The following is a 24906-nucleotide window of genomic DNA, read 5'->3' on the forward strand; positions in this document are numbered from 1 at the left end:
ACCATCAGCTAAAAAGCCGCTGATGGTAGTACCGCTCCAATAAATCTCCTTTTTTATTTAATGAAAAGCTTGAAAAGGTCTTCAGCTCCAGGGTCAAACTTCTTGCCATTAACATAAAAGGATGGTGTCCCATTGACTCCGCTGATAACTCCGCCCTGAAAATCGGCATCTATTTTATTCGCCAGCTCCTCTTTTTGTATATCGGACTTAAACTTTTCCATATCTAATCCTATTTCTTCTGCCATTTTAAAAAGATACAGGTCGTCCAGGTATTGCTGATTTTCGTAAATAGCGTCATGCATTTCCCAGAACTTATCCTGCAAAGAAGCAGCTTCTGCAGCGATCGCGGCTGGAAGCGCATATTCGTGCATTTCTGAAAGCGGGAAGTTTCTAAATACAAATTTCACCTCTCCGCTAAATTTTTTCAAGAGCTTCTTTAGCACCGGATAAGCGGCTCCACAGTAGGGACATTGGTAGTCACCATATTCTACGATAACTAAATCGGCATTTAGATTGCCTTGGGCGTGGTCAGTAGTACTGACAGGTATTTTTAATGACATAATTATTTTATTTTAAGATTTTCAAGAGTGTCCAATATTCCATCTGCACCGGGATTTACCGCCGTCGGTGATTTGTAGCTCCATTGGATGATACCTTCTTTATCGATTACAAAAAGAGCGCGGTTGCACTGACCTTCATTCTCATTATAGACATCGTATTTCTTTGCTACTCCCCCCTTTGGTTCAAAGTCTGCAAGGAGCGGAAAGTGTAGGTTACGGGACTGCGAAAAAGCCAGATGGCACCATTTGCTGTCCACAGAAATTGCGAACAGTTCTGCGTCATACTTTTTAAAGTACTTGAGCATTTCATTGTACAGTGCCATCTGATCACTGCAGACCGGACTCCAGTCAGCAGGATAGAATGCTAAGATCACGTTACGACCCTTAAATTCGGATAATGTAACTTTCTGGTCTGGTGTTGCAAATAATGTAAAATCAGGCGCAACAGTATTTTTTTCTAACATAATTTTAATCTTTAATAATTGATATAGGGAATAAGAATGCAGATGCCAGTAGAAAAAACGCTGGTAGAAGCAGTGTCCACTTTGTAAGCATATCAAGAAGCATCGGCGCGATAAAAGCGCCCAAGATAAAACCTATCCAAAGAATCAACAAACGGATGGTATTCGATCTATAGGTAGTCCTATCCTCTTTGCTATTGCTCATAGTATACATCGCCGAGTTCTTTGCCAGACTGTTTAACGTCCCCGTCACAAAATCGGTATTTACATTTTGCTTTCCTACCGAAGTAACGATCGTGTTCATCATCCCCATTGAAAAGCCGATAATGACCAGCGAGCTATAGTTCGGTATCTGATAATAGCTACCAACGATACTGTAAGTGATTAAAATGCCGGCCACAATAAAGAATTTGGATGAAAATTTTCGCTGTCTCTGACACTGCGAGAGACATGTGCCCAGGTAGATACCACTTACAAAGCTCCCAATTACGCACAGCGATGAGCTGATGACTTCTACTGTTCCTGTGTCTATCGCTGTTCCAAGCTGCGTGGTATTCCCGCTCATAAAAGAAACATAGGTTTTCCATTTGATCAGCCCAACTGCATCGATATACCCAGCTATGAAAGCAAGTAGTATCGCTAATTTTTCTTGTACCCCTATTTTGTCAGCGGACAGAAAAGCTTTCTTTTCTGGCAACATAAGTTTTATTTTTTAGGTTGAATAAAAATCTTTTTTGTTGGAAATTTTTCAATTTCACCATCCGTCAGCCCGAAATTTGTCACCACGACATCTTTAGGGTTGCCTGAAAGCCATTCGCTCAGATCAATAGACTCGTATTTCCCGCTGTTAAATCCGATAAGAACACGGCACAGGGTATCGCCTGTATTTTTAATGTAGTGCCCGGCTCCCATGGGTACATAGCCTACGTCACCTGCATTGAACTGTTCGGTGACTACAGTACCCTCAGCAAGAAAAACAGACATCTCCGCCTGGCCCGAAATATAATACTGCCACTCGTCGGCATTCGGATGCCAGTGCATTTCCCGAAGTGCCCCAGGCTGCAATTCAAGAATAGAACCGGCCATGGTCGTACTGATCGGAAACTCCTTACTTGTAACCAATCGCTGAAGACCGCCCCCGGGAATGATTCTAGGCTGTTGTGCGTGAAGCGGATAACGATGTAGATTAGTAAGTTCTATGTCAGATTCTTCTGGTCTAGCAGTAGCATTAAACGACAATTCATCCGGGACAATACCAGCTGCGAAATAGGCTTCTTTTTTCGGTAGTGCAGCAACTTCTTCCAAAGTCAACCCTAAATTCTGTGCTACAATTTCTGGAGGCATACTGGCAACGAAGTCAGTTACGCTAAATGTGTGGTCTTCGGAAAAATTACCATTGTCAAATATCAGGATGAAATGACACTCTTCATTTCCTGTTGCCTGTATCGAATGTCCATAACCTTTAGGAAAGTACCATACATCACCCGGCTCAAAATTGTCAGTATAACTATGACCGTCCGGATGAATGATAGTCGTACGAACAGTTCCTGAAATTACATAAGCCCATTCAGCAGCATTTGCATGCCAATGAAGCTCTCTCATACTGCCCGGCTGTAATCGCATCGACACACCTGCGATTCCGATCGAAGCTGGGAAGTCAGTTACAGAAGCCCCTCTGGTAGTCCCACCATCGTTTGTACGTGGTTCTTTTTTTTCTAATTCGTACTTGAAGCTTAAAGATGTCGTTTTCATAATATTTTTTTTTTAACGATTGATATTCCTGTTTTTTACTAACGTAAATTTACCGAAGAAAGGACGCTGTTGTTGCTGACTTTCGGTGAACAGGCAGATATGATCGTTGAAACAGTGCTATAGCAAGACATTCGTCCTTCAAATGATCAGTCAAATTATTCGTTTATCGGGAGTCGCTTCTAGACTTACCTTTTTTAGAATGTAAGTATTCGGCGATAAGCTGGCATGTACTAATTCGCACAATCTAAATGTGCTAAGTTGAAAGGCTTATAAAATTGAGTGGGGCATTCTTAATTACACGTTAACAAAAAAAGTGAGCCATGGAGCTCACTTTTTTATACTTTTTGTATGACTGTTTTAGGATTCAATAAAAGCTAGGATATCTTTATTAATCGTAGGAGCCTCAGTCGTAGGCATGCCGTGGGGAAACCCCGGGTAAGTAATCAACGTTCCGTTCTTTAAGAGTTTAGCAGATTTAACGCCGGCATTTTCATAAGGAACAATCTGATCATCCTCACCGTGCAGCACCAGGACAGGAATATCAACTGCTTTCAAATCTTCTGTGAAATCTGTTTCAGAAAAAGCTTTGATACCCTCATAATGGGCAACAATTCCCCCCATCATACCCTGTCTCCACCAGTTTCTCCGAATTCCTTCTTTAATATCGGCTCCCGCTCTGTTGTAACCGTAAAAAGGAAGTGTTAGATCGATATAAAATTGTTGTCTATTGTTCAAAGTCTGATCCCTGATATTATCGAATACCGCAATCGGCACACCATCTGGGTTACTTTCGTTTTGCACCATGATCGGAGGAACAGCACTGATGAGTACAGCTTTTTTAGCTCTTCCTTTCGAATATTTGTTCACATAACGAATTACCTCACCCCCGCCTGTTGAGTGACCGATATGAATGACATCCTTTAGGTCGAGAAATTCAACAAGCTCGGCAGCGTCAGCAGCGTACTGCTCAATGGTGTGTCCATAAATATCCTGACTCGATCTGCCATGGCCTCTCCGATCATGAGTGACTACGCGATAACCTCTCTGTAGGAAGAAAATCACCTGTGCATCCCAGTCATCGGAAGATAATGGCCAGCCGTGGTGAAACATCAATACTGGACCCTGTCCTTGGTCTTTGTAAAAAATTTCTGTTCCGTCTTTTAGTTTTAAAGTGCTCATCGCTATTTGGTTTAAATGTGAATATGTATTTTCTTTTTGCTACCATAAAACTACACGAACAGTTAGCCAATTTCAATAATCATTCGACGAATGGGCAAAATGAATCGTTAAAATACGATTATCAGAAAAATACTGAATTCAACATATTTTCATCATACTATGAAACAACAAAAAAGATCATCAAGCACGACTTGATGATCTTTTCAATTACTTATTGTTAATGTATACCTTAGTCCGTATAACTTGCCAATAAACGTTGAGCTTCCTCGACGGCTATGGTAAGGATCTGCTCGACTTCCTTTAAAACACCTTCCGATAATGTGTTCTGTTCGGTTGTAAGTTCAAGTGTTCCCAATTTATCATCAAGAACAGGAAGCAATCCCATAATGGCGACGCTGGTTTTAAAATCATGTGCTCTTAATTTAAATCTGGAGAAATCTTGATTTGCGTAAGCAGTCTTTAGCTCCTGAAGCTGGCCTGGAATTTTGTCAATAAACTGGCTGGTCACCTTTCTTTCGAAACTTATGTCTCCACGGCTCACTGTGTGCATGTAAGCCAGATTTAAATAATTGAAATCTTCACTATTTTTATCTTCGATCTGCTGTTTGCCATCAATCCCTAGCCCAAAATGTGAAATAAGTTTGAACAGCTCCTCTTCGTTAATAGGTTTAGAAATATATTCATCCATTCCCCTACTGAGGCATTTTTCCCGTTCACCTGCCAGGGCATGCGCAGTCATGGCGATGATCGGAATATCCAATTTTAATACTTCCCGGATATGTTGTGTCGCTGCATATCCGTCCATTTGGGGCATCTGCAAATCCATCAATACCAAGTCGCAATGTTTGGTTTTCAGATATTCAATGGCTTCCAGTCCATTGGAAACAATTCCGAAATCAACATTCCATTGCCCCAGCATATGCTTCATCAGACTTTGGTTCATCGTATTATCATCAACGACTAAAATATGAAGTGGTAAATTTGAATAATCCTTGAAATAATCGGTATCGACCACCGAAGCGGCTAACAATTGTTCCTGTGCTATCCCATAAGGAATAAAAAAATTAAAAGTCGTCCCTCTTCCCTGCTCACTCTGAACCTCGATATCACCATGTTGCAGTAGAATCAGATTTTTTACAATAGACAATCCAAGTCCTGTTCCTCCGTAATTACGCGTAATAGAATCCTCTCCCTGATTAAAACGTTCAAACACATCGCCTAATTTTTCCTTGTCAATTCCAATTCCAGTATCGGCAATAATAAATCCAACAACAACTTTACCCTCACCTATGCTTTTGTTATAAATTTCGATATTGATACTGCCCTGTTTGGTAAATTTAATGGCATTACCGATCAAGTTTACCAAAATCTGTGTTAACCTCGTCGCATCCCCCATTAGCGTATCCGGAATCGACTTGTCGATCTTACTTGAAATCAATAGTCCTTTTTCTTTTGCCCTTTCAGTGAAGAAGGTTTCTACAGAATTTAACAACCCACTGATACTAAATGTCCCAACAGTGATGCGCATCATTCCGGCCTCTATTTTAGAAAGATCAAGTATGTCATTTATGATCGTCATCAAATTCTCGCCGGATCGCTGAATGGATGACACAAATTCGGAAGAAGTCTCATCCAGCGCTCTTTTTTGGAGTAGATTGGTAAAACCAAGGATTCCACTGAGCGGAGTCCTTATCTCATGACTCATATTAGCAAGAAAATTTTCCTTGGTCTGAGCTGCAATAGAAGCTTTCTTTTCTGCAGCATCCAATTCCTCGATCAGCACCCGTTGTCGGCGGAATTGGCGGAGGATATGAAATCCCACCACGGAGCCACTCAAAATCAATAAAATTAACAAAGAGATATCATAGATCCTTGCTTTTCTGCCCATTGCTTCACTCTGTCTACTGAGGTCACTCATGTGCAACTGCCTGCTTTTATAGATCTTAGCCGTGATTGCTGTAATTTCATTAGAAATAATTCGGGCTCTTGGATTGGCAATAGAGGTCTGGTCATCCATGTTTCCTAAGGAACTATAACGTGCCAGAAGCTGATCCCGGACTATTTTTTTGTCCATAGCCAGTACCCCGAGTCGCTGTATCAGCTTTTCTTCCACAGGGTCTGCATTATCTTTGGACAAAGAATCAAGAAAGTTCTCGATCTCATTTATCTTTTTGTCGATACCTTCCAGATGGGTCGTATCATTTGTTGCTATCGATGCCCTGATCCTACTTTCCACGCCAAGGATATCGCGATCGATCTCCCTCAGATGATTACTCGCACGGAGCTCAGCCAAAAGTGTGTTATTATTCTGTATCAGCGCCTTTGTATTGCTGGCCGAATTAACCTGAACGGCGATCAGAAGTACTGTTCCCGCAATAAATGTCAGAATTATAAAATAGCTAAACCGTTTACTGTTCATTACAGAGTTTTTTGTCATATATAAAAGCTAAGAAGATTTTGGCGGCTTCGTGGATCAGGACGAAAATAACAGCAGTTTACGACTAAAATACATTCATTCTTGTATTAAGAGCCTTTCGATAGGCATCTGCTACAGGAATAAACTGGCCATTTATAATAATACCACCATCCTGTAATGTATCTATTTTACTGACGGATATTATGTAGGACCGATGTACTCTGATAAAGTCGTTTTTTGGTAAACGCTCCTCTGCGGTTTTCATCTTGCCATGAATGGCAAACATCTTTTCTCTCGTATAAAATTTCACATAATCTCCCATCGCCTCAGCGTAAAAGATATCTTCAAGCTTCAGGCGCCTTGTCACGTTAGCGTCTCTGACAAACAAAAATTCATCATTGGTGACATGCACATTCTCTTTTCTGCTATCAAGGATTGACTGGGCTTTCTCCACCGCCTGTAAAAAACGGACAGGAGAAATGGGCTTTAAAATATAATCCGCGATATTAAGCTCAAAAGCCTCGATCGCATATTCCCTTTTGGAGGAAGTGAAAATGATGATTGTATCTTTTCCCGATAAACTTTTGGTAAGTTCAATACCTGTCATTTCGGGCATTTCAATATCCAGAAAGAGCAGGTCAACCTCGTTCTTCTGAATAAAATGGTAGGCGTCCATAGCGTTTGAAAATTCCTGCACAATGGTAAGGTCTGGAACCTGCTTTGCCAAATGGGCTAAAGTCGTTCTTGCAATATCATTATCGTCAACAATCAGAGCTTTCATAGTAATAAGTATATATGTTAATATGACAAATATACTTATTACTTTCTTTTTTTATCGCTAATCAATAGCTCCTATCTAAAATATGAACGGATCATCCATGCCATCTCCTCATGGCTTTCCATCAGTGCCGTAATGAAGTCGCTGGTTCCATAATCTTTGAATTCTTCGGCAAAAGGAATAATATGACCACGTAAAAATTCGATAATACTTTCGTGATCTGCCAGTAGGTCTTTCATATACCCAAGGCCATCATTTGTCCTTTCACTGTATTCCGTAAGGTGTGTTAGTTCCAAATAGATCTTCATCGTTGCCGGAGCATAATGTCCAATTTTTCGCATGCGTTCTGCAACGCTATCGATTATCCCGTCCAACTGCTTGTACTGTTCTTCAAAGAAAATATGGTTTGCATGGAAGTTTTCTCCGGTCACATTCCAGTGGGCATTTCGAGTTTTGATATAAAGTATATTTTCATCGGCCAATAATTTTGCCAATTGTTCAGCAACAGCATTTGTATCTGTTTCGGTAATTCCAATATTCGCTTTCATGGTATTTATAAATTAAGTGTTTGATAATTATATTTTTCTAATGTTTATCTGACAAGAACGATCTTACCGGTATGTGCGCCATTTTCAAGTAATTTATGCGCTTGTGCAGCTTCTTTAAAGGGAAATGTCTGGTAAATGATGGGTCTGAACTTCTTTGATTCTAGCAATGGCCAAACATTCTTCTTAACTTCAGCTGTCAAGTATTTTTTGAACTCATATGCTCTGTTTCTTAACGTACTGCCTGTTATAGTGAGACGCATTACCATCATCTTCCAGAGATCCAGATCGACATGGCTGCCCGAAACGGCGTTGATATGAACAAGTCTCCCCTCGGGTTTTAATATATTGACATTTTTTTGCAAATAATCAACTCCGATCATATCCAGGATAACGTCAACGCCCTCCTGCTGGAGTTCTCTTTCAAAATCCTGCTTTTTATAATTAATATAAAAATCTGCTCCCAAATCGATACAGTTCTGACCTTTCTCATCAGATCCGACGGTGACAATGACGCGTGACCCGAGCGCATGTGCCAATTGAATCCCAGTAATACCAATACCACTGTTTCCGCCGTGTATCAGAAGGGTTTCATGAGGTTTTAAAGCTCCTCTCTGAAAGACATTTGACCATACGGTAAACACGGTCTCGGGTAGACTTGCAGCCTCGGCATAACTGAGATCAGCAGGTATTTCAAGGCATTGCCCTTCACGTACACAAACAAATTCGGCGTATCCCCCGCCTGCAAGCAATGCACACACTTTATCTCCCACCTTAAAGTTCAACACCTCTGGCCCACACTCCACGACAACCCCACTTATCTCAAGACCCAATATATCTGCCGGGACACCTGCGGGAGCGGGATAATTGCCCTGTCGCTGAAATATATCCGATCTATTAAGTCCTGCTGCTTTTACTTCGATCAAAACTTCATCACCTGTAGCTTTTGGAGTTTCAAATTCTTTAAGCTGTAGTACCTCAGGACCACCATAGCTTGACATTACAACCGCTTTCATTTTAATCAATTTTTAGATTTAAATTTTCTGCTCTTTTCCATTTCAGTTTATGGATAACTACTTTTCCCTCAGACAGGAAGGGTTTGCCGCTTTCTAAGATCAGATATTCATTTTCAAAATGTATATTCCTATTTTGTGTTTGACCTGTCCAATTCGGAAAAAGAGAAATATACATTGTATGGCTTAATGTCTGTTCGTTATGATTAGCAGCAAAAGGCCCTGAATATGCTAAATAGGTAGAGCCTTCCTGTATGTATTCTTCTGCTGTAGCTCCGGTCCAATGCTCCTCGCTAAAGTTCTTCCGATCTGGATTCATGATCTGCGCGGACATATAGCCATCAGAATTATATATAATCAGACCTTTTGGTGTTTCACCCATGGGGTAGGAAATGTCCCCACTTTCAAGTGTTACTTCTACCAGCTCCACCAATGTCCAGGTACCGATCAATTTGTCAAATAATGTATTTTCCATTTTAAAGAAATTTTTAAAAAGGTTGGTTGTATTTTCCTGTAAGGGCTTTATTTTCTATACTTTTAGCAAAGTTGGGTGTCTCTTCATGATTGTGCGCATCCGAAGCGGCCTGTCTTGCTGCTGCTGCATCGGAAAGATTTATTCCATTTTCTTTAATATAAGCCAGCATCTCTGGAGTAGCAGTCGCGTGGATCTCATTGGTGTAAAGACAGGAGTTATCGTCAATTCTGGTAGCCTTAAGTTCCCAAAGTACCTGTACTTTTGTACGGCCTCCTTTAGTGATTGAATCTGAAATCGAAAGCATCCGACAGTAAGCAGGTTCATGGACAACAGCTACGTAGTGCTGTACCATTAATGCGTCTCCTATTGTTTCGACATTAAGCGAAACCGGTTCTCCGTCAAATGTTGTGGAGATTGCTGCACCGATATGCTGTGTTGAACACCTTTGGTATTCCGCATCAGGCAGGTTCAATAACCAGTCTGCGATATTTACCTTTTCAATTGGGGCATTGATGATTGCTGTAACTGCTGAATGTGACAATGCGTTTTGTGAGGTTTGAATAATTTCCATAATACTAAATTTTTGAATGATTGATTTGTTTTTACTGATGTAAATCTATGCCTATTTACCGTCCGCTGAATTCACTATCCATCGGACGGGCATAAAGTATCGTTAAAAAGGGAATATTGATCGTTGGGGGGATGGTCGGTAAAGTCCGCTGCAAAACGCGCAGTCGCTATATGTTTTTTGCGCTCAGAGTGTCAGTTAATGTCCTTATGTAATCTGATGGTTTCCTTAAGTTTATTTCAGCTTCAAGAACGGCATTATAGATGAAATGCCCTTGGGAGGTTTTTTGGTTTAACCTCACAGTCAACTGGATTTTTAGTTGAACTTTTGCTAATTGTTATTAAATGCGATTTGAAATTGGCTTTGCTATCTCATTTGGCGTCTTTCCAAATTCTTTCTTAAACGCGTAGGAAAAATGCGACAGGTCTTCAAAACCTACTTCGAGATAGACATCACTTGGTTTCTTGGATTGCTCGGCGATTTGAAAATAAGCTTCCTGCAATCTTTTCTTCTTGAGCCAGATGCCCGGGGTCGTTCCGAATATGCGTTGAAAATCCCGCTTGAAGGTCGATAGGTTCCTCCCCGTAAAAAATGCAAATTTTTCCAGGCTGATGTTAAACCTGAAATTTTTGTTCATGTATTCCTTTAAATTAATCCGATCAGGTAACGAGAAGTTGAACAATATGTTAATCAGGTCAGGATTCGATTTCAATAGAATAATCAATAACTCCTCTCTCTTTACGTCAACAAAATCCGCACTGATCTCAAGATCACCGGTATAGTAAGGTTCCAGTGATATTATAAAATTCTTGATGAGCTTGTTTTCCGGTATAAAAATAAAGGAGTCACTGATGGTTGATGGCCGGACGTCATAAACATGCCGTTCAAGGAAGCGCTTCAGGAATGCTTCATCCAGGGTGATGATGATTTTTTCAAACGCATCATTGTCCTTGTATTTCGTATAACGTACCAAATGATTTTTCCGGGCGATACAATAGTCGCCCGGTTTCATTGTGTAGTTTTTTTCGCCGTCATAAGCCTTCATATCGCCCTTCAATAAGTATAGAAAATAGTTTTCCGGTATATAGTTCTCGGGAGAGATCTCCGGGCCAAGGTGACAGGATTGGATGTTGTTAACTTTCATGGTTTACCAAATATACTGATCCCTACAGATTAATTTTGCGTATTACTGAAATTGTAACTGTCCACACTTGCAAGTATCGCTTCCTCTCTGGTGCGGGGCTTCCAGCCCAGTGTTTCAGCGGCTTTTTTATTGGACATCTGCGTATACTCTTCGACTGGAGTGGGCTGCATAGTAGCAATTTTTCCGGCCAATTTGGGCCGTTCTTTTTTGATCAGTTCCGCCACATCATAAAAAGACATCGCCCCTTCCGATGTTGCTAGAAATCGCTGTCCGGCAGCTTCGGGATGTAACATGGCTTTGATATGGATATCAGCAGCATCGCGCACATCCACCGCACCAAATGTAAATGGTGCATTTTCCTTAATGTGTCCCTCCACAATTCCCTTGACGACAGTATCCAGGGAGGCCGAGGAAATACCGCCAAGTATAGGACCAAAAATTCCGACGGGATTGATGACCGTTAACTCCATAGCAGGGGCTTCATCCTCCATAAATTGCCATGCGGCTTTTTCTGCAATTGTTTTTGATTTTATATAAGCCTGTACCGGTGCGTTTTCATCGGTCCAGTCAAGTTCTGTAAAAACATGATTTCTGGGATCGATGCTATAACCGATTGCAGCAAAAGAGGATGTGAGCACCACGCGCTTAACCCCAGCCTTTTTCGCAGCTTTCAACGCTCTCAACGTACCTTCTTTTGCGGGGATAATCAGCTCATTTTCGTCTTTGGGCTGCTCAGCCACAAATGGGGAAGCAACATGAAGGACATAATCACAACCTTGTGCTGCTTCATCCCAACCATTATCGGAGAGCAGATCGGCCTCATAAAAAGACAGCTGATCAAAAGTGCTGATGCCACCTGCTGTAAGGGCATCCAAAATTTCGTTTTTACGGGAGAGCGTGCGCAGTGTTGTTCTTACGGTAAATCCTTTTTTGAGTAATTCAAGAATAATATTTACGCCCAAAAATCCGGTACCGCCGGTTACTAAAACTGTTTGATTTTTCATTTCAGATCAATTATTAGAATTTGTAAGTCAATTGTATGGCGTTTTCCGCATATTCCCAGAGCCTTTTGGCAAGCGCTTCATCGTTCATGGCTGCTGTATGATGGCCGGACAAGGCCGGATATCCCGCATATTCTTTCGGACCGTCCGGGCCGTAGAATTTACCGCCTTCAACGGATGGATCTGTTGCTGCAAATAGGCCTGGCAGGGCACCCTGCCAGGGCTCCATCACTTGATCAAATGCAGCAAACATACCTTCCAGATTTTCACCCGGGATATTCCGCTGCAGATCGGTTCGCGTGACGCCGGGATGCGCCGCCACAGAAATGGCCGATATACGGGCATTTTTGAATCTCCGGTCCAGCTCGTAGCTAAACAAGATATCTGCCAGCTTGCTTACGGCATATTCACGCCATTCATCATAGTTCTTTTCCAGTCTGAGGTTGTCAAAGTCAATGCTGTCCACCAAAGTAGCCGCCCCACTGGAAAGTGTCACTACTCGGGCATTGGCGGTCTGCTTAACGAGCGGCAGCAAATATCCTGTCAGCGCAAAATGCCCCATAAAGTTTACGCCGAACTGCATTTCAAAGCCGTCATCCGTTTTAGCAGCTGGAGGAACCATCACTCCGGCATTGTTGATGAGCATATCCAGTTTTGTATGCTTTTGCATAAAGTGATCTGCAAATTCCCGAATCAGGCCGATGTTTGCGAGGTCCAGCATTCCATAGTCCAATGTTCCTACCCCAGCCGTTTCGGACTGGATTTTTTGGATAGCATCTTTTCCTTTCTGGAAATCCCTTGCGGCAATGGTCACATGTGCACCTGCTTCATACAGCGCTTTTGCTGTTTCAAACCCTATACCGGTGTTTGATCCGGTGACGATTGCTATTTTCCCCGATAAATCAGGGATGTTATTTTTTGTCCACATAATCTTTAATTTTTTTACAAAGTTCGTCGAATTGCTGTTATGTCGTTTTGTTGTGGAGTTCAAATTTCCTTTGTTGTGAAGGTCAACTCTGTTGATTATAATCTGATGGCCACTGCTCGTTTTTGCTGGCCGCGTTACATCGCCTTTGCTATAGGATTTATCAGAATAAGGGAGCTAATGAAATACTTCTGGTCCATTTCCACAGCTCCCTATAAACGTATGTATTAATCTTCTATTTCCAGATGAGTACTCAAAGCAATGCGGTTCCAGCCATTGATGGTGACGATGAGCATGATGATCTGAGCGATCTGGTTTTCGGAGAAAATTTCGGATGCCTTGCTGTAGGTTTCTTCACTTAATCCGTTTTGGTGTATAAGGGTTACTTCCTCCGTCATTGCCAGTATGGTCTGCTCCTCTTCGGTAAAAAATTTGGTAGCCTCTCTCCAGGCACTTAACAAAAAGATACGCTCTGGTCTTTCACCGTTTTTGATGGCATCCTTGGTGTGCATGCTGATACAGTAAGCACAGTTGTTGATCTGTGATGCACGGATTTTGGCGAGTTCTTTAAGCGTTTGCGAGATCTCAATTTTTGACAGATAGCCTTCCAATCCTAACATTGCCTTGAATGCCTGTGGTTCTGCTGTGCTGATGTTGATACGTTTTTCCATTTTTCTTATTTTTTAATTTGATACTACAAATTTGGAAAATGGAGCGCCGGAAAAACTTAAACGGGTTTAAGAAAAATTCTTTTTGCGGATTTCGCTGAGATACTCGGTTGTAAAGCCCAGATAGGAAGCAACGTTAAGCCTTCCAACATTTGCATTTTACGTCACCTGCAGATAGAAGGCCAGGCGTGGCGCTGCAACCGCGAAGAGCATATAAAAAGGATCCCAGGTACAATAAAGTAAAGGCCTAATTCTAATGCTGAAACAATTTATAGAGTAATCACGATTTTACCAACCGTTCTCCCCGTTTCCTGTTCCAGATGCGCTGCTCTCATTTGCTCAAAGGGAAAAGATTTGGAAACATGAGGTTTTACGGCTCCACTTTCCAATAAAGAAGCGATCTGTTTCATATCCTCTCCGCTGGACTGTACAAGAATAAAATAACCTTTCACACCTTTGGATTCTGCTTTTGAAGTTACATCTTCATTCAGACCTGTCGGAATACTGATGATGGAACCGCCTTCTTTGGTCACTTCGAGCGAATGGTCGATATTGTCCCCGCCAATTGTATCCAATACAAAATCAAAAGTTCTGCCTGCTGATTTCCAGTCGAAGACGTGATAATCGATATGGGAATCTGCACCTAAACTCATGACAAAATCTTTATTTTTTGGGGAAGAAGTTCCCGTCACTTTCGCCCCTAAATATTTGGCAATCTGTATAGCGATATGTCCTACTCCACCAGAAGCTGCGTGGACCAAAACATTTTGCCCTTGCTGAATATTCGCATGGTGAACCAAAGCCTGATACGCAGTTAGCGCAACCAAAGTAGAAGCCGCGGCGTCTTCAAAAGAGATATTTTTGGGCTTTAGGGTTAATTGATTGGCTGGAGCTGCGACATATTCTGCATACGCTTTTCCGTGGCCTGGAAAATTGACCATTCCGAAAACTTCATCGCCAACTTTAAAAGCTGAACTTTTAGTTTCTTCTACTATTCCGGAAATATCCCAACCCAAAATCAATGGATTTTCTGTTTTAATTCTTCCGTAAACTCCTTTTCCGGCACGGCTTTTTACATCTACCGGATTGATGCTGATGGCTTTTACTTGAATTAATACTTCGCCTTCGTTAATGGTTGGTTTTGCCAATTCTACGTATGCTAAATTGTCTACATTTCCTGCTTCTTTTAATACAATTGCTTTCATAATATTGATATTTTTTAAATGTTATTTATTTGAATTACTTTAATTTAAATCTTGAAATGAGTTCAATTTCTTAGCGGTTTCGCATTGATTTTCAGCTTATATATCACAACCGGAAATGTCACTTTACTTTTTCCGTTCTCAAACGCCGCCAAACGGTTCAGCTGGCCTGTCGGAATCCATAGATATCCATTGTCATCATTCCATCAAGCGTCTGCCCAGATTGTGTTGGCACTCCTTGCTACGGGAATAAGCTGTGCTTTTACCGATGAAACGGCTGCCATAAATGCTATCAATCCAATTATTATCTTCATAACTTGCTTTGTTTTTGATATAGTAAAGTTATATTGCACTGCAGCGGATAAATAGTTCATTTTACGGAAAGAATAGCACAGATGTACGGAAATGTAAAATCCTCCAATAACGGAGGATAATCCAGGAAAGCTTAGCGCTTCTCTAAGCAAAAGTTGCTTGTTCGCCGCCAACGAAAAAGTCATAATATTATTAATAATCCGGGGATCGGATCATTAAAAAAAGCAGAATTGCAGTAATTAGTTCAGCTGTGATTTTCTGAATTCCAAAGGTCTCAGACCAGTCTGTTTCTTAAATAATTTTGTAAAATAAGAAGCATTCTCGAATCCTAAGTGATAGGCTATTTCCGCAACTCCCTTCTCTCCCAACCTCAATAGATTTTTAGCCTCTGAAATCAAAAATATATGAATGAGTTCCAAAGCAGTTTTCCCTGTTTCCTGTTTCAGTACGTCACTTAAATAACGTGGCGAAATAAACAGCTGGTCGGCAATATCGGTAACGCTTGGCAACCCGCTTTTTTTCAGACCTCCTTCATCAATATATTTTTTAAGGATATCATTGAATCTAGATGCTGTTTTTCCAATAACCTGTTCTCTGTCGATAAACTGTCTTTTGTAAAAGCGCTGTGCATATTTCAAAATCGATGATATATGACTCAAGATAATCTCACGGCTGTATTCATCGGGATTATTAAAATATTCGCCCTGAATTTTCGCGTGAAGCTCCAGAATAATCTGCTCTTCTTTTGGAGAAAGTTGCAGCGCTTCCGTTACATCGTAGTCAAAGAAGCCATAATTGTTAATGCTTTTAAAGAGCTCGTGACCGTTCAGGTAATCTTCGTGAATCATCAACATATAGCCTTTTTCTTCAAATTCAAGGTCTTTCATTTCAATGATCTGCCGTGGTTTGGCAAAAAATAGACAGCCATTATCGTGGTCGTATTTTGTACGTCCGTACATAAACATCCCTGATGTTATTTTTTTGAAAGCGATGATGTAGCAATCTGTGGTAAATTCCCTATTTCCCAGCGGACAGGCCGCCTGACAGCCGATCATACTAAAGAGCGGGTGCTCCGGAGCGTCCCAGCCATTTCCGGTGTGCAATTCTGTAAGGGTTTTATAATGTTTCATTTTATTTTTTTATCGAATGTTCGACAATCTCTTTCTATTACAACTGATTCTCTGAAGTTAAGCTAAAAAAGCAAACCAGTACAACTGTAGAAAACAATTTCTTTGCGCGGATCATTCCTATAAATCTAATGCCCATGTGCGGCAATGCTGACCTCTTTCCAATTTTGGATATCGTTCAATCTTTTGTTGTAAACCTCATTGACTACGTGATAAGCAATTTTACCGAACAATAATCTTTGTGGAGGATTTTGATTGTCAATAAGATTCAAAACTGGCACTACTGTCGATTCAGGTTTTCCCCAAGTATCAGGATTATCCCCTGTTTCCGCAAATGCCTCTCGTACCGGATTGTAATCGGTAATATCCGAAGAAGTCTGAACCGCTGAAGCTCCTGCCCAATCCGTTGCAAATCCATTAGGTTCAATTAATGTGGTTTTGATTCCCAAATGTGCTGTTTCTGAACCAATCGTTTCAATTAGTCCTTCGACTGCAAACTTTGAAGCATTGTACAATCCTAAAAGCGGTAGCGTCGTTAATCCCAAAAAGCTGGAAATCTGAATGATATGTCCACTTCTTTGTTTTCTCATCACCGGTAAAATTGCTTGTGCTACCCAAAGTGAACCAAAAAAGTTGGTTTCCATTTGGTCTCTCGCCTGCTGTTCTGTTGTTTCTTCCGTCGTTCCGAATAAACCAAAACCAGCATTATTAATCAAAACATCGATTCTTCCAAAGTGTTTTTCTACCTTCTCCACCACTTCAAAAACTTCTGTACGATTGTTGACATCCAGTTTCACAGGAAGAATGCTGTCACCGTACTTCTCTTTTAAATCCTGCAACGCATCAATATTTCTAGCTGAAGCTGCAACTTTATCGCCTCTTTTAAGTAAGGCCTCAGCCCATAATTTTCCAAATCCTTTGGAAGCTCCTGTTATAAAAATTATTTTGCTCATTGTTTTTTCTTTTTTTGTTAATCCAAAATTATCCTTATCCATACTTATACACTAACTCATTTCAGCTGAAGAATAGCACATAATTACGATATGGCTTTAGCTGTACACCTTAGTTAAAAAGAGAGCTTCTTCAATTTCTAAAAGAAGCTCTCACCAACACTTCAATTAAAACACTTATGATAAACTTTTTGCTGCCGGAAAATCAATCGGGATCTGGGTATTTGCAAAAACATAATTCGTAAAACTTCTAAGGGCAACCAAGGCTGTAAGTTCTACGAGCGCCTTCTCATCCAAACCAGCTTTATAGAAGTCTTCCAGTGCAGCATTTCCGGCATTGCCTTTATTGTTTGCGATCGATTGGGCCAGTTTTATAATGGCATCCAATTTAACATCCTCAACACTTCCCTTTCTGATTGCTAAAGTGTCCTCCTCACTAAAACCATTTAATTTAGCCAGCATGGTATGTGCAGCAAGACAATAATCACAATCATTTACCTGGGACACCACCAAGTTGATCGCTTCCCTTTCTTTTGCGGTGTAAGAAGAATGATGCGCTAAGGTTGCTTCTGTTTCCAGCATCGCTTTTAAAGCTGATGAAGAATATCCGATAGTAGCATAAAGGTTCGGGATCTTGCCCATTTTTTTCTCTACAGATGATAAAATGACCTGAGCTTCTTCGCTCAATTGTTCTTTGTTTGGAACTGTAATAGTTTTCATATTCTTATTATTTATTATTGTTTACTTGAATCTTTCAATTTCACCCCCGTCTAACGACTGATCGTTTAAAAATAACAATCCCAAGGAAAGTCAAAACCACGATCAGTAGATTGACCATTGCAATGCTCTGAACATTTTTTATCTCAAATAAATTGATCAGGCCGTAACCGGCAATGGAGCTAATGACGTAAATACCGCCGCCGGTCAGCCCGCTTGCTACTCCTGCATTCTTGCTAAAACGCTGTAAACAGTATGCATAGACATTATTAAAAATAAAGCCGGAAAGGAAATGAATAAGCAGCGTAAAAATAAGCAGTACATAAAATCCATTCGCCCCAAATGATATAATGGTCATCAGACCTGCGAAAATCAATTGTAGGATCACGGCTGTATTGATTTTTAAGAAGAGATTTTTGTTTATCAACACCTTTGAGGTGATTCCGCCCAGCATCAGTGCAATTCCTGAACCCAGCGAACTGTAGCCTGTCACAACAGGTGAATAACCATAAACTTTTTCAATAATAAACGGACTGCTGATACCGTAAACAACGAGTAGTGAATAGCTCAGTCCGATAATAAGCAGCCCTACACTAAAATCCGCTGTCTTAAGCATACCTGAATAGACATTTAGGATCTGCTTTCGGTTAAAGGACTGGGATTTCCGGAGCGATTCACCGGTATATCTCCACTCGAAAAACAGAACAGCTGCTGTCAAAAAGCCCAATAGATAAAAATTCGACTGCCAGCCAAATGTTACCTGTAGATATCCGCCAATAAATGGTGCGACAATAGGAGCCGTTGCCCATACAATTGAAAATAGGCTTGTGTAGTGCTTCAGCTTTTCACCACTGTACATATCCACAAAGAATGCCCTCTTTCCAACGATAATCAGCGATACTGTTATTCCCTGTATTATCCGCATTCCATAGATAACACCGATATGGGGAACCAGTGCAATAATAAAACTGGCGATTGAAAATACAATAAGGGCAAACAAGTTGATCCTGTATCTCCCAAAGCTATCCAATATACTCCCGATAAAAAGCTGGCTGAGTCCGGAGCTTACCATGAAAAGCAATAAAGAAAGCTGCACCTGCTGCATGGAAACGCCCAGATCACCTGCCATCGCCGGCAGCGAGGGAATATAAATATCGGTGGTAAGTCCTCCAAGAGGAATGAGGATAAAGGCGAGCAGGGTGCTGATGTGTAAATATTCTATTTTTTGGGCTTTCATAACTATGTTTAACTATGTGAAAAGAAGCACGGAATTACCCGTGCGCTGCTTCTGAAACATCTTTCCATTCCTTCCACTGTTGAAGTTTTTCACCATACACCCTTTCTGTTTTGACATATCCCAATTTGCCCAGGAATAATCTTAACGGCGGATTTTCACTGTCGATCAGTGTTAAGATTGCTGGAACAGTCGCTTCCGGAGTGCCGTAATCGTCTGGGCCAAGCCCCTCTATTTTGCTCAGGCTTTCCTTTAGCGGATTATAAACATCGAGCGAATCGCCAAAAACTGCCGAACTTCCACCAAATTCTGTTTTATACCCATTTGGTTCGATAAGCGTTACATGGATGCCAAAATCTTTTACCTCGCTGGCCAGCGCCTCACTGAGGCCTTCCACCGCAAATTTTGTTGCGTTGTAAATGCCTAAAGTCGGAAGGCTCCATACGCCCAGTACACTTGAAAGCTGGATGATATGCCCATGTCCCTGTGCTCTTAGGATTGGCAATGCTGCCTGTGTCACCCATAGTGTTCCGAACAGATTTGCATCGAAAACATCCCGGGCTACCTTTTCACCGATTTCTTCCACTGCACCAAAAACGCCATACCCTGCATTGTTGATCACCACATCAAGCTGACCGAAATGTTCCTTGGCTTTGTTTACGGTAGCAAATACTGCTTCTCTATCGGTAATATCCAGCTGTAAGGGTAGTAACTGATCGCCATACTTTTCTGATAATGCTGTAAAAGCATTCGCTTTTCTGGAAGTTGCCACGACGTTGTCCCCACGTTGCAATAGTGCTTCTGTCCAAAGTTTTCCAAATCCTGAAGTTGCTCCTGTAATAAAAATTGTCTTTGCCATTTTGTTATTGTTTAAATTATTATTTGTTATTTTGATAAGACAAAGTTATATCCAGAACCGGCCTCTGCTCTACTCCATATCAGCGGAAGAATAGCACAGATTTACGAAAATGTAATTTTGAAACATTTCAACAAGCAAATTCCTAAAATTAGAGACATTGGAAAAGATCAATCATTATAAAAGCATAACTGAACTTCATGAAAAAAGTGGCTTTGAAACTCCGAAGCATCCACTATTGAGCCTGATGACCTGTAAAGAACTTATGACGTATTCGGTCGGAGAAGACAGGTTCACCGGAGACTTTTATATGGTTGCTTTGAAAAAGATCAAATCGGGCTATGTGCTATATGGGAAAACAAAATATGACCACAGTAATGGATCTACCGTTTTTATGAAGCCAAGGCAAATTATTGAGGTCAGTAATGTACAGTTTGCAGAAAAGGGTTTTGTTATATTTTTTCATGAGGATTATCTGGCCGGCCATATTCTGCATGACCAGATCAAAAACTATGGCTATTTTGAGTATGAAATAAATGAAGCCTTGCACCTATCTCCTGCTGAGGAGGTTATCATGTGGGAGCTCTATGAAAAAATACGCAAGGAATATGACGAAAACTCAGATGAATTCAGCCGTGAAATTATCCTGTCACATATTGATTCCATCCTAAAATATTCCGACCGCTTTTATAAAAGACAGTTTGTGGATCGAAGTAATAACGTTTCGGGAACCACGCTAAAAAGGTTTCAGACAGTATTACAGAACTATTTTGATAAGAAGCTGCACCTTAAAGAAGGTTTGCCCACCGTAAATTATCTTGCGGGAGAACTTTTTCTATCAAGCAGGTATCTGAGCGATCTTCTTAAACAGGAAACCGGGAAAACCGCTCTGGAACATGTTCATATTTACCTGATTAAAGAGGCGAAAAATCTATTGCTGGGATCGGACAGCAACATTTCTGGCATAGCCTATGATCTGGGATTTGAAAGCCCTTCATATTTTACCCGTTTGTTTAAAAAATTGGTAGGTGTTACACCTGCTCAATTTAAGGAAGCCAAGAACTGATTTCATAAGTATGGGTAATAGTACAAAATGTTTGAAATTGATCTGCTCCTCCTCGGTGAAAAATTTGGTAGCCGATTTGAATGCCTGTGGTTCTGTTGTGCTGATGTTGATTCGTTTTTCCATTTTTCTTATTTTTTAATTTGATACTACAAAATTGGATAATAGAGAGCCGGGAAAATTTAAACGGGTTTAAGAAAATTTTTTTTTGCGGATTTCGCTGAGATACTCGGGTGTAAAGCCTAGATAGGAAGCAATGAGATATTGCGGTACACGTTGGAGAAATGCAGGTTGATTCTTGAGAAATTGACGATATAGCTCTTCCCTGGAATGTTCGTAAAGCATCTTGACACGCATCTGTGCAGCAGCATAGGCTTTCTGGTACACCATGCGAAAATACTTTTCCATGACCGGGTGATTTTCCATTAGATCATTGAAGGCATTCTGGCGAATGACCAGAATTTCCGTTGGCTGTACAGCCTGAATATAAAACTCTGTGGGTGTCTGATTTATATAAGAGAACGTCTCCGTCATCCACCAGTTTTCGATCGCGAATTCAGTAGTCTGCTGAACACCCTTTTCGTTGATGAAAAATTTTCTTATAATTCCATCCAGTACAAAATAACTTGCTTTGCAGATCTGCCCTTCGGTCAATAAGTTTTCTTTCTTTTTAAGCGTCTGGGGCTCAAAATATCCAGTAATGTCGGCAAATTCATCATCGGAAACCTTTATAAATTTATCCAGGTGTTTTTTGAACTGTTCAAGCATTATTTTAAATCTGTTTTCATCATTTTTAGTGCCATTAAGATAGTAAAAAATAAGTTATATAACCTTAACATACTTGGTCTGATTCTTTTAGTATATTTACTTGCCTGCCTACATTCAGGGCATTAAAAAATTAGGCGTTACCTGTTACGAAGCTTATGTTGTGGATGGTCAAAAGCCTTTGGCCATTGGTTACAATAATGATACGGAAGAGTAAATATCCTATATTAGTTAAATTAAATACAAGAAAAAAAAGGGTCAATACTTTTGGATTGCCATACCTGCAGAGCTATTTTTTCAGTATTGCGGAGAAACGATGGAAAAACATCGTGCGCACGCCTATATTGAAACGATAAACCGCGGTTCAGGCAAGCGTAATTATGTGAAATATAGCAAGGAAAATCAGTCGGCGTTTTTGGAAAGCTTTTCATCATCGGATTATTATGGATTTTTTCTGTCCACCTATCCCTTTTCAGATCAGGAGGCTATCAGAAGTTCCGGTCTCTTCTACGATTCGCCTGTAGCCGAATATACAATCGCAGGAAGTGGTGGTTATGAAACTGATCGTACGAGAGAAATCATCCACCTGCGGCAGATCATGAAGCAAGCTGACAAATCCGCAAAAGCATTTTTTGCGGCCTTGCAACGCACCCTCAAAAAGATCCCCGATTTACGCGATACGTTAAGAAGTGGAAATAAAACCCATTTTTACCTGCCGACATCAAAAAGTATCATTCCACAAAACGCGCATAGCCGGCTTATAGAAATGCCCTGGGAAGAACATTGCATCAGCAAAGACCTGGTCTACCAGCAAGGATAATTCCTATTAAGTGTGGTACACCATGTTGACGAAACCGAATTTAATGGTCTACCGCAGATGGGATATATTGCTGAACGGCTGAATATCTTGAAAAGCTATACAACAAAGACGCACGACAACGTGCGCCATTGTTTCCCTACTCATCTTTTCCGTTTACCCAATTTAGCATCCGATTGGAAGGACGTAAATCAATATCGGAAACGGAAATCAGATGCCCGCCCGAGCTCAGTCTAACAAGTTGAATCTTGCCAACATGCTTATTTCTATCATGGCCAGCAACTTTTCCTCACAAAAAAGAAAAGCGAACTACGGGTATTGTTATAAAATCACCTGCCCTTTTGAACAAAGCTAATTAGGACTTTTGAACAAAACAGCGCATGTTAATCCGGCCTAATTTTGTCTCAGTAATAACAATTAAACATGTTCAAAATGGAAAAGAATAATTATCAGGGAGTTCAACAACAGCCTATCGGTTCGGGCTTCAATGCAAAATCAACAGCCAATGATGTCATTCAAAACATCGATCTTACCGGAAAAATCGCTATTGTCACTGGCGGCAACACAGGAATTGGGCTAGAAACCACAAAAGTTCTCGCCGCAGCTGGAGCTACAGTAATCATACCTGCGCGCGATATTGAAAAGGCAAAGAAGAATCTGGAAGGAATTAGAAATGTCGAAATTGTCGCAATGGATTTAATGTCTCCCACATCTATTGATGCTTTCGCGGAAAACTTTATCGCGTCAGGAAGACCCTTACATTTACTGATCAACAATGCAGGTATTATGTGGGTACCACTTCGCAGAGATGCACGGGGTATAGAATCCCAGCTGGCGACCAACTATTTAGCCTTATTCCAGCTCAGCGCCAGACTATGGCCGTCACTAAAAAAAGCCAATGGAGCACGCGTGATTAATGTTTCTTCCTACGGTCATCATTTTGCGCCTTTTAATTTTGATGATCCTCATTTCCTTCACAGAGCATATGAAACGTTACAGGGGTACGGACAATCCAAGACCGCTGTCAATCTTTTTTCAATGGAACTGGATGTGCGGGGACAATCTTCCCATATCAGAAGCTATGCCGTTCATCCAGGTTCTATTGGTGGGACTGAATTGGGCAGAGAAGCTCCACTGGAACTATTTCAAAAAATGGGTTTTGTGGATGTAAATGGCAACATGTTGCCTGAGGTAGCGGCATCATTAAAAACGATCCCACAGGGAGCAGCTACAACAGTATGGTGTGCTACAAGCCCTTTATTGGAGCATATTGGAGGGGTCTATTGTGAGGATGGGGACATTGCAGTACTATCATCAGATATGACCGACCAAAAAGGCGTACACCCTTATTCACTCGATGAAACCAATGCGAAGAAACTATGGAAACTGACAGAAGAGATGACGGGTATTCGCTTCAATCCGTAAATCAGCTTACTACTGGGGCAGGATCTGCATTTTGCCCCAATTTCGCAATGAACTTTTAAACAAAGTAAATGCTATTATTTCTTATCTTTAAGTTATTGATTTCCTTCATAAAAAAGCAAAAATCATGGAATACCAAGCCCGATACATTACCGAAGATATAAAGCTTTCAAGCTACGAAGACAAGTTTTTCAAATCAGATATCATGTTTGACCAGCATATGCTGGTCTGGTTTCTTTCCGGAGAAACCAAGATTGTACAGGCTGATGCTACCTATATATTTGGAAAAGGGGATATTTTTCTAATTCCCAGAAATCAGTTGGCGACTATTATTAATTATCCTAAAGAGGGTGAACCTCATAAAACTGTTGTCATGCATCTATCATTAGAAACTTTAACGGATTTCTATGCAGGCAAGAATATAATTCCCCAACCCAAAAATTCGCCGAAGATTTTTTGTTTCAATAATCACCCGCTCCTGGAAAGTTGCCTGGCATCACTTATCCCCTATTTCGACATGAAGGACATCCCTGTGGATATTGCTTCCATTAAAATTACCGAAGCCATCAGTATTCTCCGAACGCTGAACCAAGAGATCGATCATGTGCTTGCTAATTTTGAAGAGCCCGGAAAAATCAACCTTGTCGATTATATGGAAAAGAATTTTATGTTCAATCTTCCACTGGAAAAATTTGGTTACCTGACGGGCAGAAGTCTGACAACCTTTAAGCGGGACTTCAAAAAGGCTTTCACCATGACTCCACAACGCTGGTTAACACATAAACGTTTGGAACTTGCCTATTATCAGCTTACAGAAAAGAAAAAAAAGCCCTTGGAAGTCTGTTATGAGGTCGGATTTGAAAATCTCTCCCATTTTTCATTTGCTTTCAAAAAGCAGTTTGGATTGGCTCCCAGTCGTTTGGTTGATCCCCTATCCTAGTTTCAGGCGTTCTTTC

At 40.8% G+C, this 24906-nt stretch carries 27 protein-coding genes; 5 read left to right on the forward strand and 22 right to left on the reverse strand.

The window, feature by feature from the left end; all coding sequences use genetic code 11:
• Positions 1 to 53: 53 nt before the first annotated feature.
• From LC454_RS24040 to LC454_RS24140, 21 genes are all read right to left on the reverse strand, one after another.
• Positions 54 to 560 carry a DsbA family protein gene (locus LC454_RS24040; RefSeq protein ID WP_223584991.1) on the reverse strand — a complete coding sequence of 169 codons (507 nt, stop codon included), beginning with the start codon at positions 558 to 560 and terminating at the stop codon, positions 54 to 56.
• Between the two features lie 2 nt (positions 561 to 562).
• On the reverse strand, positions 563 to 1024 hold the full coding sequence (locus LC454_RS24045; protein WP_223584992.1) for a redoxin domain-containing protein: 462 nt from the start codon (positions 1022 to 1024) through the stop codon (positions 563 to 565).
• 4 nt (positions 1025 to 1028) lie between these two features.
• A complete protein-coding gene (locus tag LC454_RS24050) occupies positions 1029 to 1721 on the reverse strand; it encodes a YoaK family protein (protein ID WP_121123277.1) in 693 nt (230 codons plus the stop codon).
• A 5-nt stretch (positions 1722 to 1726) separates the two neighbouring features.
• On the reverse strand, positions 1727 to 2773 hold the full coding sequence (locus LC454_RS24055) for a cupin domain-containing protein (RefSeq protein WP_223584993.1): 1047 nt from the start codon (positions 2771 to 2773) through the stop codon (positions 1727 to 1729).
• Between the two features lie 357 nt (positions 2774 to 3130).
• Positions 3131 to 3952, reverse strand: coding sequence for an alpha/beta fold hydrolase (locus LC454_RS24060; protein ID WP_223584994.1), 822 nt, complete (start codon positions 3950 to 3952; stop codon positions 3131 to 3133).
• A gap of 229 nt (positions 3953 to 4181) precedes the next feature.
• Positions 4182 to 6371: a response regulator gene (locus LC454_RS24065; protein WP_223584995.1), complete on the reverse strand. Its 2190-nt coding sequence runs from the start codon at positions 6369 to 6371 to the stop codon at positions 4182 to 4184.
• A gap of 82 nt (positions 6372 to 6453) precedes the next feature.
• Positions 6454 to 7149 carry a LytR/AlgR family response regulator transcription factor gene (locus LC454_RS24070; RefSeq protein ID WP_223584996.1) on the reverse strand — a complete coding sequence of 232 codons (696 nt, stop codon included), beginning with the start codon at positions 7147 to 7149 and terminating at the stop codon, positions 6454 to 6456.
• 71 nt (positions 7150 to 7220) lie between these two features.
• Positions 7221 to 7694 (reverse strand): Dps family protein, encoded by a 474-nt coding sequence (locus tag LC454_RS24075; protein WP_223584997.1) that lies wholly within the window; start codon positions 7692 to 7694, stop codon positions 7221 to 7223.
• A 44-nt stretch (positions 7695 to 7738) separates the two neighbouring features.
• The gene (locus tag LC454_RS24080) at positions 7739 to 8707 is read right to left on the reverse strand and encodes an NAD(P)H-quinone oxidoreductase (RefSeq protein ID WP_223584998.1); all 969 of its coding nucleotides are present in this window, start codon (positions 8705 to 8707) and stop codon (positions 7739 to 7741) included.
• 1 nt (position 8708) lies between these two features.
• Positions 8709 to 9179, reverse strand: coding sequence for a lipocalin-like domain-containing protein (locus tag LC454_RS24085; protein WP_223584999.1), 471 nt, complete (start codon positions 9177 to 9179; stop codon positions 8709 to 8711).
• Positions 9180 to 9192: 13 nt separating this feature from the next.
• Positions 9193 to 9750, reverse strand: a complete 558-nt coding sequence (locus LC454_RS24090; RefSeq protein ID WP_223585000.1) for a hypothetical protein — start codon at positions 9748 to 9750, stop codon at positions 9193 to 9195.
• Positions 9751 to 10087: 337 nt separating this feature from the next.
• Positions 10088 to 10891, reverse strand: coding sequence for a helix-turn-helix domain-containing protein (locus LC454_RS24095; protein ID WP_223585001.1), 804 nt, complete (start codon positions 10889 to 10891; stop codon positions 10088 to 10090).
• Positions 10892 to 10920: 29 nt separating this feature from the next.
• Complete coding sequence (locus tag LC454_RS24100) at positions 10921 to 11895, reverse strand: SDR family oxidoreductase (protein ID WP_223585002.1); 975 nt, start codon at positions 11893 to 11895, stop codon at positions 10921 to 10923.
• A gap of 13 nt (positions 11896 to 11908) precedes the next feature.
• Positions 11909 to 12820, reverse strand: a complete 912-nt coding sequence (locus LC454_RS24105) for an oxidoreductase (protein ID WP_223585003.1) — start codon at positions 12818 to 12820, stop codon at positions 11909 to 11911.
• A gap of 224 nt (positions 12821 to 13044) precedes the next feature.
• Positions 13045 to 13488, reverse strand: a complete 444-nt coding sequence (locus LC454_RS24110) for a carboxymuconolactone decarboxylase family protein (protein WP_223585004.1) — start codon at positions 13486 to 13488, stop codon at positions 13045 to 13047.
• Between the two features lie 266 nt (positions 13489 to 13754).
• On the reverse strand, positions 13755 to 14690 hold the full coding sequence (locus tag LC454_RS24115) for an NADP-dependent oxidoreductase (RefSeq protein ID WP_223585005.1): 936 nt from the start codon (positions 14688 to 14690) through the stop codon (positions 13755 to 13757).
• A gap of 548 nt (positions 14691 to 15238) precedes the next feature.
• The gene (locus tag LC454_RS24120) at positions 15239 to 16129 is read right to left on the reverse strand and encodes a helix-turn-helix domain-containing protein (protein WP_223585006.1); all 891 of its coding nucleotides are present in this window, start codon (positions 16127 to 16129) and stop codon (positions 15239 to 15241) included.
• A gap of 125 nt (positions 16130 to 16254) precedes the next feature.
• Complete coding sequence (locus LC454_RS24125; RefSeq protein ID WP_223585007.1) at positions 16255 to 17079, reverse strand: SDR family NAD(P)-dependent oxidoreductase; 825 nt, start codon at positions 17077 to 17079, stop codon at positions 16255 to 16257.
• A gap of 174 nt (positions 17080 to 17253) precedes the next feature.
• The gene (locus LC454_RS24130; RefSeq protein WP_077433726.1) at positions 17254 to 17796 is read right to left on the reverse strand and encodes a carboxymuconolactone decarboxylase family protein; all 543 of its coding nucleotides are present in this window, start codon (positions 17794 to 17796) and stop codon (positions 17254 to 17256) included.
• A gap of 40 nt (positions 17797 to 17836) precedes the next feature.
• Positions 17837 to 19030, reverse strand: coding sequence for an MFS transporter (locus LC454_RS24135; RefSeq protein ID WP_223585008.1), 1194 nt, complete (start codon positions 19028 to 19030; stop codon positions 17837 to 17839).
• Between the two features lie 34 nt (positions 19031 to 19064).
• Positions 19065 to 19886, reverse strand: a complete 822-nt coding sequence (locus LC454_RS24140; RefSeq protein WP_121123244.1) for an SDR family NAD(P)-dependent oxidoreductase — start codon at positions 19884 to 19886, stop codon at positions 19065 to 19067.
• Between the two features lie 157 nt (positions 19887 to 20043).
• Between LC454_RS24140 and LC454_RS24145 the strand changes: the two genes are divergently transcribed.
• Positions 20044 to 20949 (forward strand): helix-turn-helix domain-containing protein, encoded by a 906-nt coding sequence (locus LC454_RS24145; protein ID WP_223585009.1) that lies wholly within the window; start codon positions 20044 to 20046, stop codon positions 20947 to 20949.
• Positions 20950 to 21138: 189 nt separating this feature from the next.
• Here the strand turns inward: LC454_RS24145 and LC454_RS24150 are convergent, their stop codons facing one another.
• Positions 21139 to 21714, reverse strand: a complete 576-nt coding sequence (locus LC454_RS24150; RefSeq protein ID WP_223585010.1) for a Crp/Fnr family transcriptional regulator — start codon at positions 21712 to 21714, stop codon at positions 21139 to 21141.
• 313 nt (positions 21715 to 22027) lie between these two features.
• Here LC454_RS24150 and LC454_RS24155 point away from each other — a divergent pair, with 313 nt between their 5' ends.
• The 4 genes from LC454_RS24155 (at position 22028) to LC454_RS24170 (ending at position 24890) form a co-directional block, all read left to right on the forward strand.
• Positions 22028 to 22531: a hypothetical protein gene (locus LC454_RS24155; protein WP_223585011.1), complete on the forward strand. Its 504-nt coding sequence runs from the start codon at positions 22028 to 22030 to the stop codon at positions 22529 to 22531.
• A gap of 12 nt (positions 22532 to 22543) precedes the next feature.
• Positions 22544 to 22765, forward strand: a complete 222-nt coding sequence (locus LC454_RS24160) for a hypothetical protein (protein WP_223585012.1) — start codon at positions 22544 to 22546, stop codon at positions 22763 to 22765.
• 195 nt (positions 22766 to 22960) lie between these two features.
• Positions 22961 to 23953 carry an SDR family NAD(P)-dependent oxidoreductase gene (locus LC454_RS24165; RefSeq protein WP_223585013.1) on the forward strand — a complete coding sequence of 331 codons (993 nt, stop codon included), beginning with the start codon at positions 22961 to 22963 and terminating at the stop codon, positions 23951 to 23953.
• 124 nt (positions 23954 to 24077) lie between these two features.
• The gene (locus tag LC454_RS24170; RefSeq protein WP_223585014.1) at positions 24078 to 24890 is read left to right on the forward strand and encodes a helix-turn-helix domain-containing protein; all 813 of its coding nucleotides are present in this window, start codon (positions 24078 to 24080) and stop codon (positions 24888 to 24890) included.
• Positions 24891 to 24906: the final 16 nt, after the last annotated feature.

Source organism: Sphingobacterium sp. GVS05A (assembly GCF_019969845.1).
Classification (GTDB): Bacteria; Bacteroidota; Bacteroidia; order Sphingobacteriales; family Sphingobacteriaceae; genus Sphingobacterium.